Annotated in this window: 16 protein-coding genes; 10 read left to right on the forward strand and 6 right to left on the reverse strand. The window is 39.5% G+C overall.

Annotated features, from left to right (window positions below):
• The first annotated feature begins 15 nt into the window (after window positions 1–15).
• Both GSQ84_RS00720 and GSQ84_RS00725 read left to right on the forward strand, forming a co-directional pair.
• Entirely contained in the window at window positions 16–741 is a 726-nt protein-coding gene (locus GSQ84_RS00720; RefSeq protein ID WP_158795330.1) for a class I SAM-dependent methyltransferase, read from the forward strand.
• A 93-nt stretch (window positions 742–834) separates the two neighbouring features.
• Complete coding sequence (locus GSQ84_RS00725; protein WP_216848837.1) at window positions 835–1,155, forward strand: DUF3175 domain-containing protein; 321 nt, start codon at window positions 835–837, stop codon at window positions 1,153–1,155.
• Here GSQ84_RS00725 and GSQ84_RS00730 read toward each other — a convergent pair.
• Window positions 1,152–2,627, reverse strand: coding sequence for a PLP-dependent aminotransferase family protein (locus GSQ84_RS00730; RefSeq protein ID WP_158795331.1), 1,476 nt, complete (start codon window positions 2,625–2,627; stop codon window positions 1,152–1,154). The genes GSQ84_RS00725 and GSQ84_RS00730 overlap by 4 nt on opposite strands.
• Before the next feature lie 81 nt (window positions 2,628–2,708).
• Here GSQ84_RS00730 and GSQ84_RS00735 point away from each other — a divergent pair, with 81 nt between their 5' ends.
• Window positions 2,709–3,341 carry a pyridoxamine 5'-phosphate oxidase family protein gene (locus GSQ84_RS00735; RefSeq protein ID WP_158795332.1) on the forward strand — a complete coding sequence of 211 codons (633 nt, stop codon included), beginning with the start codon at window positions 2,709–2,711 and terminating at the stop codon, window positions 3,339–3,341.
• Between the two features lie 26 nt (window positions 3,342–3,367).
• On the opposite strand, the gene GSQ84_RS00740 is transcribed toward GSQ84_RS00735, so the two are convergent.
• From GSQ84_RS00740 to GSQ84_RS00750, 3 genes are all read right to left on the reverse strand, one after another.
• Window positions 3,368–3,868, reverse strand: a complete 501-nt coding sequence (locus GSQ84_RS00740; protein WP_158795333.1) for an N-acetyltransferase — start codon at window positions 3,866–3,868, stop codon at window positions 3,368–3,370.
• 68 nt (window positions 3,869–3,936) lie between these two features.
• Complete coding sequence (locus GSQ84_RS00745; protein WP_158795334.1) at window positions 3,937–4,584, reverse strand: DUF6266 family protein; 648 nt, start codon at window positions 4,582–4,584, stop codon at window positions 3,937–3,939.
• Window positions 4,571–5,236, reverse strand: coding sequence for a DUF6266 family protein (locus GSQ84_RS00750; protein WP_158795335.1), 666 nt, complete (start codon window positions 5,234–5,236; stop codon window positions 4,571–4,573). Before GSQ84_RS00750 ends, GSQ84_RS00745 begins: the two co-directional genes overlap by 14 nt.
• 429 nt (window positions 5,237–5,665) lie before the next feature.
• Between GSQ84_RS00750 and GSQ84_RS00755 the strand changes: the two genes are divergently transcribed.
• From GSQ84_RS00755 to GSQ84_RS00780, 7 genes are all read left to right on the forward strand, one after another.
• Window positions 5,666–6,652: an amidohydrolase family protein gene (locus GSQ84_RS00755; RefSeq protein WP_158795336.1), complete on the forward strand. Its 987-nt coding sequence runs from the start codon at window positions 5,666–5,668 to the stop codon at window positions 6,650–6,652.
• A 386-nt stretch (window positions 6,653–7,038) separates the two neighbouring features.
• Window positions 7,039–7,452: a hypothetical protein gene (locus GSQ84_RS00760; RefSeq protein WP_254070753.1), complete on the forward strand. Its 414-nt coding sequence runs from the start codon at window positions 7,039–7,041 to the stop codon at window positions 7,450–7,452.
• 70 nt (window positions 7,453–7,522) lie between these two features.
• Entirely contained in the window at window positions 7,523–7,687 is a 165-nt protein-coding gene (locus tag GSQ84_RS27795) for a hypothetical protein (protein WP_174238620.1), read from the forward strand.
• A gap of 359 nt (window positions 7,688–8,046) precedes the next feature.
• Window positions 8,047–9,108 (forward strand): sensor histidine kinase, encoded by a 1,062-nt coding sequence (locus GSQ84_RS00765; RefSeq protein WP_158795337.1) that lies wholly within the window; start codon window positions 8,047–8,049, stop codon window positions 9,106–9,108.
• Window positions 9,105–9,803, forward strand: coding sequence for a LytTR family DNA-binding domain-containing protein (locus GSQ84_RS00770; protein WP_216848838.1), 699 nt, complete (start codon window positions 9,105–9,107; stop codon window positions 9,801–9,803). Before GSQ84_RS00765 ends, GSQ84_RS00770 begins: the two co-directional genes overlap by 4 nt.
• Window positions 9,804–9,910: 107 nt before the next feature.
• Window positions 9,911–11,575 carry a CocE/NonD family hydrolase gene (locus tag GSQ84_RS00775; protein WP_216848839.1) on the forward strand — a complete coding sequence of 555 codons (1,665 nt, stop codon included), beginning with the start codon at window positions 9,911–9,913 and terminating at the stop codon, window positions 11,573–11,575.
• 116 nt (window positions 11,576–11,691) lie between these two features.
• Window positions 11,692–12,780 carry an acyltransferase gene (locus GSQ84_RS00780; protein ID WP_158795339.1) on the forward strand — a complete coding sequence of 363 codons (1,089 nt, stop codon included), beginning with the start codon at window positions 11,692–11,694 and terminating at the stop codon, window positions 12,778–12,780.
• A gap of 2 nt (window positions 12,781–12,782) precedes the next feature.
• Here the strand turns inward: GSQ84_RS00780 and GSQ84_RS00785 are convergent, their stop codons facing one another.
• A complete protein-coding gene (locus GSQ84_RS00785) occupies window positions 12,783–13,709 on the reverse strand; it encodes a ketopantoate reductase family protein (RefSeq protein ID WP_158795340.1) in 927 nt (308 codons plus the stop codon).
• A 71-nt stretch (window positions 13,710–13,780) separates the two neighbouring features.
• The gene (locus GSQ84_RS00790) at window positions 13,781–14,758 is read right to left on the reverse strand and encodes a transglutaminase family protein (protein ID WP_158795341.1); all 978 of its coding nucleotides are present in this window, start codon (window positions 14,756–14,758) and stop codon (window positions 13,781–13,783) included.
• Window positions 14,759–14,760: the final 2 nt, after the last annotated feature.

Consider the following 14,760-nt stretch of genomic DNA (forward strand, 5'->3'; position numbering starts at 1 on the left):
ATAAATATGTTATTTATGGAAAAGAAAGATCTCAGGAGAAAATCTACGTTAGAAGAAATACGGCAGCGTTTTGATAAAGATGTTGAACGTTTTTCAAATTTGGATACAGGACAGCAAACAACTATTGATGCGCCATTGACTTTGGAGCTGACTACCAGCGCGGCTTTTTGCGTAAAACCGGATGCCGTTAACCTGCTGGATATCGGCTGCGGCGCGGGGAACTATACGTTGAAAATGCTGGAAAAAGTGCCTAACCTCAATTGTACGCTAATTGATTTGAGTTTGCCAATGCTGGAAAAAGCAAAAGAACGCGTTTCTGCGGTTACTACTGGGAAAGTGGAAACTATACAAATGGATATTCTGCAGGCTGACCTGCCGGAAAACCAGTATGATATTGTGCTTGCTGCTGCCGTTTTGCATCATTTAAGAGAGGATCAGGATTGGGAAACAGTATTTCACAAAATATACCGGTCATTAAAACCAGGGGGCAGTTTCTGGATATCGGATTTGATCAGTCATCAGCCAGAAGCACTGGACCAGCTTTTTACAGAACGGTATGGACACTATCTGGAAGGGTTGGGAGGAGTGGAGTACCGGCAACATGTATTAACTTATATTGAAGCTGAAGATTCGCCCCGCTCTGTAACTTATCAGCTGGAACTGATGAAAAAAGCAGGTTTCCGATATACCGATGTTTTACATAAAAATGCCTGTTTTGCGGCTTTTGGAGGAATTAAGTAAGACTCAATGATTTATTGATCCGGGTGAAACAGTATTTGCTGTCAATTGTTTAAGGGGAAATGTGGATTGAATTTCCCCTTAAAATCGAGAAATATGGCAACAAATTCATTAAAAGGCAAATCAGTGGGCACTGCTAAAAAAAAGTGGTCTGCTGAGGTTACGGAGCATAGTGATGCACTGGATCTGAAAGAAAATGTTTTTGAATCTAAAGACCCCAAAAAGATTGCTGAATCTTTAAAAGAATCAGCAGAGAAAAGTACGAGGAAAAAATCCTCACCTTTCCGTTCTGCCATGTCCATGCTTACTTTTTATGTGAACAGGGCGGGGAAAAACCTGGATGCCGATCAAAAGAAAGTACTGGAAGAAGCAAAAGATAAATTGCGTGAAGCTTTTGGCCGCGCGCCTAAAGCTTAAGAAGAGGGAATTGTTTTGATCAGCTTTGCAAGTATTTCTATTGCCTTTTCCAGTTCATTGGTACTGGAAGAGGCAAAACCAAGTCGTGTTGCGTTCAATAATTTGTCGCTCTTTTGATGCAGCAATCCATTAGAAAAATAAAGGTCCTTTTTTAATGCCCTTTGGGCAAGGTCGGGCAGGTTGATTTTAGGATCAAACCTTGTCCACACGGCCATTCCGCCATCGGGTATTTCAAAATCGACGCTATTGCCCAGCTGATCTTTTAACAAGTTGCAGCATACGTCCCGTCGTTGACGGTATACCCGTAAAGATTTCCGCAGGTGCCGCTGGATAACCCCGTTCTGCAGTAGTTCTGCGATAGCGTTTTCAAGCATGATATCGCCCTGTCGGTCGATGATCCTACGTAATCTGGTCAGGTTCTGTATTACATTTGCTGAAGCTACCAGATAGCCTACCCTAAATGCCGGTGAGATAGTTTTGGTGAAAGAGCCGCAGTACAAGACCATGCCAGCAGGGTCGGCACTGGCCAATGGTAAAAGAGGTTTGTTCTGATAATGAAAATCATAGTCATAATCATCTTCGAAAATGATGAAGCCATATTTTTCAGCCAGCCGGAGCAGATGAATGCGGCGATCTGCCCTAAGGGCTACCGTAGTAGGGTAATGATGATGAGAAGTGACATAGACTAATCTTATAGCCTGTTTGAGGCAAATTTTTTCCAGTTCATCCACTTGGATGCCATATTCATCTACAGGAATACGGCTGATGATGGCTCCTGCCTGGACGAAATTTGTGTCTGCTCCTCTCCAGCTTGTTTCCCCTGTTACTACATGATCCCCGGTTTTGAGCAATCCTGTGCAGGTAAGGTATAAACCCATGACTGTACCACGGGTGATCAGGATGTTCTCTGATGTGATCTTTAGTCCTCTCGTTTCACTCAGATACGCGGCCAGTTCTTCTCTTAACCAGGAAGATCCCTGCGGATCATGATAACCTAATTTCACATAAGAATTTCCTGTCAGCAGTTGCGATCGGTAAGCTCTGGTTAATTCTGCTAAGGGGGCTAGCCGTGCATCGGGGAAACCATCATCAAGGTGAAAACCATCATTCAATTTGATCACTTCCAGGTTAAGGTGTGGTGCCGTTTCTATCGTAAAACCGGCAGTTTTCGACACGTTTGATGGGTTCTTCAGTAGATTCTGAGCTTTGATCTCGGGCAGGTGTTTAGCGACAAAAGTTCCACTTCCGGAATGGCTTTCCAGCCAGCCTTGTGCCAATAGTTCATCATAAGCCCTGATCACTGTTTTTCGGTGAAGGCTCAGGTGTTCTGCCAGCTTCCTTGTGCTTGGCAGCTGATGACCTGCCTGCAAAGTTCCGTTTTTAATCAGTTCCATTAATTTACCCGCCATTTGTAAATACACTGGCTCACTGTCAGATTTATCGATAGAAAGTAAAGAGGCTAATAGCTGCATTTATATTGGACTACTGGTTTTATATAAATTGGATGATTATAGTGATCCAATAAAGATACAAATTTGTAAAAAAGAAATGCTATGAAAACATCTTCGCCATTGATTCCAAGTCGTGCTGCTCAACGTGCACATTTGGATGCTGAAACTATTTATCCAATCCTGGATGAAGCTATTGTTTGCACTGTTAGTTTTGTAGCAGACAACAAGCCTTTTTCTATTCCTACTTCCTTTGTCCGTTATGAAAACAAGCTGTATATCCATGGATCGGTGGGCAGTCATTTTATCCGTGAACTGGAAAAAGGTATTCCTGTTTGTATCACTGTAATGCTGATCGATGCCCTGGTTATTGCCAAATCGGCATTTTCCCATTCTGTTAACTACCGTTCTGTAGTGTTGTTTGCTACAGCTGAAAAGATTGAGGGGCAGGAAGAAAAGATGAAAGCATTTGAATGGCTTACCAATAAGATTGTGCCTGAAAGCTGGGATTATCTTCGTCCCGTTACCTTGAGTGAAATTAAAAAAACTACTGTGCTGGCTTTTAAGATAGAAGAAGCATCGGCAAAGGTGCGCACGGGAATGCCTAATGATGGGCCAGAAGATAAGGTATTACCTATCTGGTCTGGCATTATTCCCATACAAATAAAAAATATGGCACCCATAGCAGATGAGGTAAGCCATGATATTCCGCTTCCTAAGCACCTGGGTGGGTTGTAAATTAATAAAGAATAGGTAGATGATGATTACAGTTTTTTCTCATAAAGGTTATTTAGTGCATGTGGCATCTGTTTCTGACCTGTTTTGATAAATCCCTGTTGTTCATAATAAGAACATAACCATCTGTTGTCTGCATTGCAATCCAGCCTTAATAAGTTGATACCGCTTTTCAGCAGGTTATCCTCTACCTGGAGAATGATCTTTTTTCCTAAATCCTGGCCGGAAAATTCTTTAGTTACTACTAATGAATGTATATAAGCAGCCTGCTCGGTTTGTTCGCCCCAGTATAAGATATCTTTATCTGATAGCCTGAACATACCTGCCGTTCTGCCTTCTTCATCATAAACGATTTGAAATTCATCGTGTTCAAATCCATCTTTTACCCATTGAATTTGTTTTTCCGTAGGGTCTAACCAAATGTTCCATTGAGTTAGACCCTTATCACGGATTTTTTTTGCGGCATATTGAAGAAGGGATAAAGCCAGATCAATATCGGCAGCGGAAGCTTGCTTAAATACTAATTTCATAAATCTAAAACGTTTAGTCAAAAGTATGAAATTGATCGTTTAATGCAATCTTTCGCCAGCGCATTCAATTACTTTAATACTGAGCCAAGACCCAGATACTCGCTGTTAGAAGAGCTTTTTCCATCAGGAGAGACAAAAAATAACCATGCATGCATGATATCTCCTTCTTTATGATGAAGTCCCGTATTAATGATCTGCTTTAACTGATCTCTTGTTATACCTACAGGCCAGCATATGGTCTTTTCTTTGGTGCTGTTATAGATCACAACATAAGAAGTGTCTTTGGCTACCAATTTAATTGAAACTGTTTCGGGTATTTCCCAGCTGATTTCGATCATGCCTCCTTCTTTCATGGTGAGGGTGCCAGACCAGACGGGTTCCAGTTTGCCTTTGCTAATAATAATTTTGCGATAATTAATTTCAAAATCTGGAGACTCTCCCGTAACTGCATGTTTTAGGTTATGCTTTACCGCCTGGTTAAATGCGGAAAGTTTGCTTTTCTGATTTTTAAATCCTGTGTTGATCATATCTGTAAAGCGGGATAAAAAGTCTGTTATTAACGGCAATCTGAAATTTTGCGGCGTAATTTTCAGTGTCGATTTTTTACGTTTTCCAGGCTTGCTTCTTATTACATTTTTACCACCTGTTTTAGTCCCCACTATCAGTCCAACCGATCCGGAGAAGCCACCTAACGGCCCGGGATCAAATGTTGCCATAACCTGCTGAATTTTTGTTCCACATAATTTGTCCTACGTAGATACTGTTAGAAATACTATTTCTGTCATCTGAAACAAATGATAGATAGGTTTCTATGATTGTTTCTTCTGTCCATGTAGGTAAATTGATTTTGTGCTGCTCTAGTGGTCTTTGGTTTCCGCTAAGTACCGTCAGGGTTTTAAGTTTTTCCGGAAAGTAAGCCAATAGCATAATCTGATCGGTGTCATTTGCATTTTCGTTTTCCAGATCGGCCTCCCAGCTAAAGGTGAGTACATTGTTTACCAATTGAACCTGTGGGTTTTTCGGTACAGGAAGGTTGCCCATAGAAAACAAGAGTTTTGAATAGTCCACTTTCAGATCCGGGAAGCTGCCTATAATCGCACTGGGGTTGTTTTCGGAGGTAGCTTTATTATTAATGCTCCAGGTTTGCAGTCTCGGAGTTGTTTTAAAGCCCGCATCAATGTACTTTTTTGTGGCTATTAAAATGGGGGAGATTAATTCTGTCCTCATTTGTACTGCCTGCTGCTCCTCGCTCCAATGCGTAACTATTCCTATTGTTCGGCAAACAATCTGCCCGTTTAACGGATAACATACCATGTTTCCTATCCTTCCAATAAAATCACCAAAAGGACTCTTTTTTTTCTTTCTCATACTATTTTTGTTAAGTTAAAAATTAATTTAATACAAGTTAACAACTGATTCGGTGAAAAGCAAGTGAAAAGTTATGGAAAAATTACAGCAAAACATCCACTGTTAAGAGTCTATGGTACAGTTGGTAAGGGGTTGGTAAGGGCATCTGGTCATTTATCCTTAACAGCCTCTTACCAACCCCTTACCAACCCGACCCCAGATGACCTTTTACAAGCCTTTTACGGCAACTGATATTACCTTGCAGGCCGAACCAGGTCATATCAGTTTATTTTTCAATTTATCTTTTAAGCGGTAAAATCAGGGATGGTTAAGTGAGGATTTCTATATATAAGATTAAGATGGTTTTAAACGGATCGAAAATTGCTTTCTGCCTTCCTGACCTATATTTTTTTAATGAATTACCCGTTATTTTAACATAATCCATCACCTATGCGTATTGTAACTTTAGAAGAACATTTAACATTTCCTGAACTGACCGCTTTAATCCCAAAGGAAGCTATGGCTGTTCACACCATTGATCAGTCGCCCATGATTAAAGTGGTGGCGCCTAAACTGGCAGATATCACCGGGGAGCGCCTAAGCTCCATGGATGCCAGCGGGATTACTGTACAGGTACTTTCTGTAGCCGGACCGGGTGCAGATCTGCTCAGTAAAGAGGAGGGACCAGCTTTTGCAAAACAGTATAACGATACAATTGCCGAAAGGATAGCTGTCCATCCGAACCGTTTTACCGCTTTTGCACATTTACCTATGACCGCGCCCGAGGCTGCAGCTGATGAACTGGAAAGAACGGTGAATGCTTATCAATTCCAGGGTGCTTTAATTAATGGAATGACTGATGGAGAGTTTCTGGACCATCCAAAATTTGCGCCAGTCTTACAGCGTGCAGAGCGTTTGGGTGTTCCCATTTATTTACATCCGGGTTTACCGCCTAAAGCCGTTGTAGAAGCCTATTATGAGGGTTTGCCAAAACATGCTGGTCAGCTGTTATCGATAGCCGGCTGGGGTTGGCACTCAGAAACCGCAGTTCATTTACTGCGTTTGATCGTTTCGGGTACTTTAGACCGCTATCCTAAATTAAAAGTGATCATTGGCCATATGGGAGAGATGCTGCCCATGATGATTGGAAGGCTTGATGATAAATTTAAGGTAGCCCAGACAGGAGTTAACGAACGTTATATTAGTGAAACCTTGAAACAACAGGTATTTATTACCACCAGCGGTATATTTACTTTACCCCCTTTAAACGCTGCTATAGATACTTTTGGCATTGACAATATCATGTTTTCAGTTGATTATCCTTTTAGCACGAATGAAGAGGGGAAGGCGTTTCTTGACAGTATTCCTTTGCAGGAAGATCAGGTTGAAAAAATTGCACATGGAAATGCGGATCGTTTATTGAGCCTAAATTTTTAATTCGTAAAGAATAGAATATTCTTATAAGTGATTTAAAGACACGTTAACCTGGTAAACCCAAACTTAAACTTTGGATTTACCAGGTTGACGTGTCTCTGTTTAATTCTAAAGTACCGTCTGTTGGAATAACGGCTTTAATAAACCTATTATATTCATGAAAACTGAAAATTTGTCGATTCCTTCGCTTACAGATAAGTCATGTGAATAAATTGCCCATTGTAATGCCATCTATTGAATCTTTGCAAGATAAATTCATAATTCTGTTAAATAGTTAAAAATTATATATTAATTAAATATTAATTATTTTATTGTATTTTAAGTAAATTAAAAAGAAATAATTGTACTTTGGTGATCGATGAAAACGATAACACTAACTGTAGTCTAAGATGAACTTAGAACATTACTCTTGTTTTTCCGATAATAATTTTTATACCTATGAGTTTTTTAATGAGGGACCAAAAGGGAGAATAAAAAAGGTAATTCGATATACGAAGATCGGGAATAATCCTGTGATATATAACTTAGGGTTTGGAGATGAAGATAACATCACGGGCAAAATTGATGACGAGGCAATTAGTAATAATAATGATAGGAGTATTGTTTTGGCAACAGTAGCCGATACAATTAATGATTTTATCAATCGTCATCCTATTGACTTTCTTTTTGCTAAAGGAAACTCACCTGTAAAAACGAGGCTTTACCAGATATACATCTCATCTATGATAGATGAGATTAAGAGAGATTTTAAGCTCTATGGATTTAGGAACAGGAACTGGAGTAAATTTACAAAAAAATGTTAACTACGATGCCTTCTTGATAGAACCTAAATAAATAGTTAAATTTGATAATAAGAATAAGAAAGGAGAAATTATGTCTGTAATAAAAAAAACTTCTACAAAGATCGGTCATAACCCGGTAACTGTTGTTCCGTATATTAAGAGTTATGCCGATGATCCTTACTTTGTGAAAAAGGCAAATGAGGCAAGAGAAATCATCGCTAAATACGGATTGCCAGGTGAAAAGAAAAATAAATAATAGCTTGGAAAGGAGAAATTATGTCCGAATTTAAAAGAGCCGGGACTATTATAGGCCCCGGAAAGGCAATTATTGTTCCTTATTTTAAGAACTATATTGACGATCCGTATTTTGTGCATAAAGCAGATAAGATGAGAGAACTTGTCGATAAATATGGATTACCAAACGAAGAGGAAACTAACTCATAAAAGACAGGGCGGAGTTGATCCGGTCTTTTTACTGAAAGGCGGTCTGCCCGATTATGCAATGTGCATCGTTATCCCGTTACGCTTATCCCCAAAACCACCCGTTCCTGTATTTTATCTTTTAGCTTTGAGATAGATTGTGTTGCTTTGATCTGTCAAATAGCTGGATTTAAAATGAAAAAGAAACCATCCCTCTCGCTTTACTGGAAATGCCAGCTCATAGGATGGTCTATAGCCTCTCTATATTGGGGTTTTGCTGGTTATGCTCAGGGAGGATTTAATTTTAGGATAGGAATATTGCAGTTTGTATCTGACGTGGCACTTTATATGCTGCTGACACATCTGTACCGGAATTTTGCTTTACGGCATAACTGGCAGCAGTTAAATCTGAATGAACTGCTAAAAAGGATTATTCCTTCAGTTTTTATCTTGGGATTAAGTTATACGGCAGTTACTATAGCTAAAATTTACTTTTTCCGCTCTTATTTATTAAATGGTTTCCATGTACCTTTTTCAATGATCTATAGAATGTTGATCATGGAGATTTTTATTGCGGGAATAAGGCTGATGTCTATTTGGTTGCTGGCCTATCACTTGTACCAATATGCCCGGCGGGAGATCAGGCTAACCAAAGAAAATGCGCAGCTCGTTATCTTAACTAAAGATGCCCAGCTAAGCAATCTTTCTGCACAGCTTAATCCTCATTTCCTTTTCAACTCGCTAAACAATATCAAAGCGCTGGTGATTGAAAATCCCGTATCTTCCAGAAGGGCAATAGACCTGCTATCGGAACTCTTACGCACCTCGCTGTATGGCAGAAAGGATTTGCTCGCTACTGTAAAAGAAGAACTCGATCTGGTAGAAGATTATCTTGAACTGGAAAAACTACGTCTGGAAGAGCGTTTACAGTATAGGATTGAAGCTAACCAAACAATTAAAGGGTTAATGATCCTGCGGCTAAGCATTCAAACACTGGTTGAAAATGCAATTAAACATGGTATCGATCAGCAGAAAGAAGGTGGACTGATTGCTGTAGAATTAACGCAATCGGCTGATCATATACGAATAACAGTGCAGAATCCCGGGCAATTATCTGCTATGATGTTAGGGCAGGGCCTGGGGCTAAAAAATCTAAAAGAAAGACTGGAAATCCAGTTTACAGGAAAGGCTAATTTTGAAATTGTTAATCAGTCAGGAACTACCGTTTTGGCAACTATATTGATTCCGATACAATGAAAAGGATAAAAACATTGATCATTGATGATGAGCGTAATGCACGGGAGGAAATTAAAAGAATGTTAGTTAATTATCCCGACTTTGAGCTGATTGGAGAAGCAAAAAATGCAGATGAAGCAAAAGTGCTGATTGAATTGAGACAGCCAGATCTCTTGTTTCTTGATATACAGATGCCTGTAACCTCCGGTTTTGAACTTTTGGAATCCCTCGAAAAAGTTCCCCAGGTTATTTTTACTACGGCTTTTGATCAGTATGCGGTAAAGGCATTTGAATTTAATGCACTGGATTACTTGATGAAACCTATACGGGAAGAGCGTTTCATGAAGGCAATAGAGCAGTTAAAGGTACAGTTGCCCGATACGATAACTGATCCCCGGATCTTTGTAAAAGATGGCCTCCATTATCATTTTATTACCTGGAAAAAGATTCACCTGATTGAATCGATGGACAATTATGCAAGGCTATTTATAGATCATAAAAAAATATTCATCAAAACATCACTGAATCAGCTGGAAAAGAAATTGGATGAAAACACTTTTTTCAGGATCAACAGAACGCAGATCATCAACCTTGAATATGTTGATCAGATAAAAACCGTCAATGGCAGCAGATTAAAAATAAGCCTGTTAACTGGCGATCTGCTGGATGTATCAGACCGCCAGTCGGCAAGGTTCAGGAAATTAATCCAGCAATAAATAGTATCTAAAGGCAATAAATTATGAACAGAAAACTCTGTATGGCATTCCTATGCCTCATTTTATCTTGTGCTGCAGTCGCACAACAAGTATCAATCAAGCCTCTAATGAAAGAAGAGGGCAATAGCCAATATATTATTCAGGACAGCGTGCTGATAAAAACCTCAGACGGGGCAACGCTGTCAGCTGTAGTGATGCGTAAAAAAGGAATACTTACACCGCAGCCTGTGGCACTTTTATTTTTTATTTATTCCAATTTGGAAAGGAGCCTCACAGAAGCGAAATATGCGGTGGAGCATGGTTATGTAAGCGTTGTTGCAGATACGAGGGGCAAACGCCTGAGTCCTGATGCTGTACTGCCTTATGAACATGAAACTACAGACGTTAATGCAGTGATAGACTGGATTATTAGGCAGCCATGGAGTAATGGTAAGGTGGGCATGTATGGCGGCAGTTATTCTGGTTTTGCGCAATGGGCGGCAACCAAACGCCTGCACCCGGCATTAAAAACCATAGTACCTTATGTAGCCGCGATACCCGGTCTTGGTTTGCCAATGGAAAACAATATCTTTTTAAATGCCAATTACCAGTGGGCTTTTTATGTGACCGATAATAAATATGTGGATGATGTAGTGAACAACGACACCCGGCGATGGGAAACGATGCGTAACCGCTGGTATGAAAGCGGGGCAGCTTACAACAGGATTGATAGTATCGATGGAAAACCCAATCCATTATTACAGCGCTGGCTGCAGCATCCGGATTATGATCGATACTGGCAGGATATGGTACCCTATCAAAAGGAATATGCGCGTATTAATATCCCGGTTTTAACCATTACCGGTTATTATGATGATGGGCAGATATCTGCTATGCATTATTTTAAAGAGCATTTAAAGTATAACCCAAAAGCAGAACACTATCTTATTATTGGCCCTTATGATCATTTTGGAGCACAAAGAGGAGGTAGCGCTGAATTACGAGGTTACAAGGTAGATTCAGTAGCTATTATTCATACCCGTGAAATTACTTTTAAATGGCTGGATTATATCTTAAAAGGGGGGAAGAAACCTGATATCTTAAAAGATAAAGTTAATTACGAAGTGATGGGTGCCAATAAATGGAAACATTCGCCTTCGCTGGAAAAGATGAGCAACCAGACGTTAAAATTATACCTGACCGATAAAAAAATGGGAAAGGATTTTTTACTATCTGCATCCAAGCCTGTAAAAAAAGGAAGAATAGAGCAGACTGTAGATCTTGCCGACAGAAAGACTTTTAACAATGATTATTATCCTGAGCCGATCATCAGGAAAGAACTGGACCGAAGTAATGGTCTCTTTTTTATCAGTAAACCATTTGATCATCCTGTTTCAGTAAATGGTTTATTTGAAGGTGAGCTTAAAGCAACGATCAATAAAAAGGATATGGATATAGGTGTTGTATTATATGAGGTTATGCCTGATGGCGAATATTTTGAGCTGAGCTATTTCCTGGGCCGTGCCAGTTATGCCAGGGATATGAGCATAAGGCAACTGCTGCATCCTGGTATTCCTGAAACCATTCCTTTTTCCAGAAGCCGTCTGGTTAGCCGGCAGCTAAGTAAAGGCAGCCGGCTGATGGTGGTGTTAAATATTAATAAAAACGATTTTGCTCAGATCAACTATGGTACGGGTAAAAGAGTGAGCGAAGAAACAATCAGCGATGCAAAGATCCCCTTAAAGATAGAATGGTCGAATGACAGTTTTGTGAAAATTCCCGTTTGGCAATAGGTTCAAAAAATTTGATAGCTTTTGTGCAAATATTGATGAAAATAAATTAATATCGGCTTATTAGTGAGTGTATTTTTAGGTAAATTCTAGTCTGTATCTAAATAAAGCCTCCATAGATGAAAAACATGATCAAGCCACTTACTTCATTAAGATTTGTCTTTGCGTTATTTGTTTTTTTTAGTCATACGGGGAGTTATTTGCATACTGATAAAGCATATCGCTCTTTTTATGAGCGATATCTTTATGAAGGTTATTTAGGGGTAAGTTTCTTTTTTATACTGAGCGGATTCGTTCTGGCCTATAGCTATAAAGAGAAATTTGTTAGGAAAGAAATCACAAAGAAAGATTTCTGGATAGCCAGAGTTGCCAGGGTTTACCCCTTACATTTGATTACTTTTCCATTATCTATACCCTTGTCGCTTGGCTTTTTACTGAAGGCGAAAACCTCTACTATTATTGCCGTTTCTATAGCACATCTTTTTATGCTGCAATCTTATATGCCTTACCGGGTTTTTTATTTTGATTTTAACGGGGTTGCATGGAGTATCTCGGATGAAATGTTTTTTTATTTGCTCTTCCCGTTCCTGGTCAGTATATTTTATATTTCCAGGCAAAAAAAGCTGATTATTCCATACGTTATGTTATTGGGTGTAGTTCTGATTCTCTGTCCTAAAGATCTTTATTACTCATTGATCTATATCAGTCCTTTTTTTCGTTTGATAGATTTTATATGGGGTATGCTGCTCTTCGGTTTATATACCAAACTAAAGGATCAAAAATGGTCGGGCCTGAAGGCAACCCTGATTGAGATTTCTTCAATCCTGCTATTCATATTATTTTATATCAATCACAACCAAATTGATCAGTTGTACCGGTATTCTGTTTATTACTGGTTACCGATGTTAAACGTAATTGTGGTTTTTTCTTTGAATAAAGGATGGATATCCAGGATATTGTCAAATAGGATTTTTGTTTTATTGGGCGAAATTAGTTTTTCATTTTACATGATCCATGCGCTCACGCTCGGTTATCTCAAACTGATTATAGGTGAAGATGGAATTCAACATCATATCCTGTTATTTATTTTATCCTCATTTTTAACCACTATGGTATTCAGTATTTTATCTTTTTTCTATGTAGAAAGACCATTAAACAAACTGATCAAAAGGCGTTTGGGCAGTAATTTCCCGGCTGCTCCTGCTTAGGATCATGAATTGCTGTCTTCCATGAACCGAATGATACGGTAAAAAGTTTCGTTAACAGGAGTGGGAATGCAGTATGTTTTACCCATTTCTATCACAGTACCTGCAAAGGTATCTACTTCTGTTTTTCGTCCTGCTTCTATGTCTTGTAACATTGATGTTTTCCCAATTGGGGAGAGGGTTTCGACTATTTTAAGGCAGTCGTTAATGTCATTCTCTGTTAAGTCGATTCCGCATTGCTGTGAGATTTGTACAACTTCCCGTGCAGCCATAACCAGCAGTTCTCTTGCGGGGGATGGACTTTGAAATGCCTGATAAGAACTGCGGAGAATGGCAGATGCCTGGTTAATCCCCACGTTAAGCATGAATTTGCTCCACATTGCGCGCTCTATATTAGCAGGATTCATATAGGGTATACCGGTACGGTCAAACAGTTCTTTTAATGCGGTTACATTTACAGAGGATGCGCCGTTGGTTTTTTCTCCGAATACGATCCGTCCCATATTTGCATAAGTAAGGATGGTGCCTTCACGAACGGCATCCATGCCTACGGCATAAGCATGGATCAGGTGTTCCATGCCAATAGTTTTACCAATTAATTCTTCACTGCCAATACCATTTAAAAGGGAAATAATTATCGTATCAGGCCCTACAAAAGATTGTAAATCCTGAATAGCCTGTTGAAGGACAGTGTATTTCACGGTAACAATGATCAGGTCGGCATAAGGGACCTGGCTTCCCGGACTTACATATTGGAAATTATGTTTTTTGCTATTGATAATTAATTCAGTTTTGCCGTAGGCTTCAATCCGTTTGGTATCAGCAATGATCTTTACGTTATCGGGATTAACTTCCTGGAGCTTTGAAGCGTACATGCCTCCCAAAGCTCCAAGACCAAGTATATAAATGTTGTTTATTGTTTTTGCGGACATGTAAAATACTATAATGAATTTCCGCTAAGGTATAACTTAGAGTGAAACACTATTGTTGTTTCCGTGTCTTTTTATTGTTGCTGTTGTTGCTGGATTTGCTGCATCAGTTCCAGGTTACGGCGGTAACTATTGCCCTGTACAATTGGTGCGGCCGGTTGTTCAGGTTCAATTTCCACAATCGGGTCAAGCTGTTCGGTAACGCCATTATCGTAACTTACAATAACCTGCACAGTTAGTTTATGACTGGAAGGGCCTTTGTATACACCTTTTACCGGGGAGCAATCATTAAAACTTCTGCCAAAGGCAAGCCTTACATAAGTTTCATTTGCGATACAGTTATTGGTAGGGTCGAGGCCCAGCCATCCATAAGAAGGAATGTAGGCTTCAACCCAGGCATGTGTAGCTCCTTCACCTCTCATGCCGTTTTTATTTGGGCAGATGTAACCACTTACATATTTCGCGGGAATGTTTGCCATGCGCAGCATTTGTGATAAAATATGCGCAAAATCCTGGCATACGCCCGCTTTTAGCTGCCATATTTCATCTAATTTAGTTTGTACCGTGGTTACTCCCTGGATATAATTAAACTGTTCATAAACATAGTTGCAGTAATTCAGTGCTGTTTGGTAGGGGGTAGATTCCTTTTTCAGCAAACCGTCCATGATGCCTTGCAGTTCAGGTAAACTATTAAAGGCTTCCCACTTTAAATAATCTATGTAAGGAACATGAAAGCGCAGGTTCTGTAAATCTGTCCATTCCAGTTCACTAAAAATCGTGTCTATGGGTAGTGCTTTTGGTGTAGTGGATACCGTCAGTTCAGAATAGATCTCGAGTTCCCTGTGGCGCTCGCTATAAGTGAAAAAACCTACTTTATTACCGTAATAATCAATAAAAGTATCTACTCTGGGGTGTCCGGAAATCTTGAGGTCGTGTTTAAGTACTTTCTGGTATTCATCCTCCTTGGGATATAAAATAATATGGTTTACACTGTCCTTTACTAAGGCTTCATAAGTGTATCTGGTGATATGTTTGATGTTAAATTCAGGCATGA

The sequence above is a fragment of the Pedobacter sp. L105 genome, from assembly GCF_009765875.1.
In the GTDB taxonomy this organism is placed as follows: Bacteria; Bacteroidota; Bacteroidia; order Sphingobacteriales; family Sphingobacteriaceae; genus Pedobacter.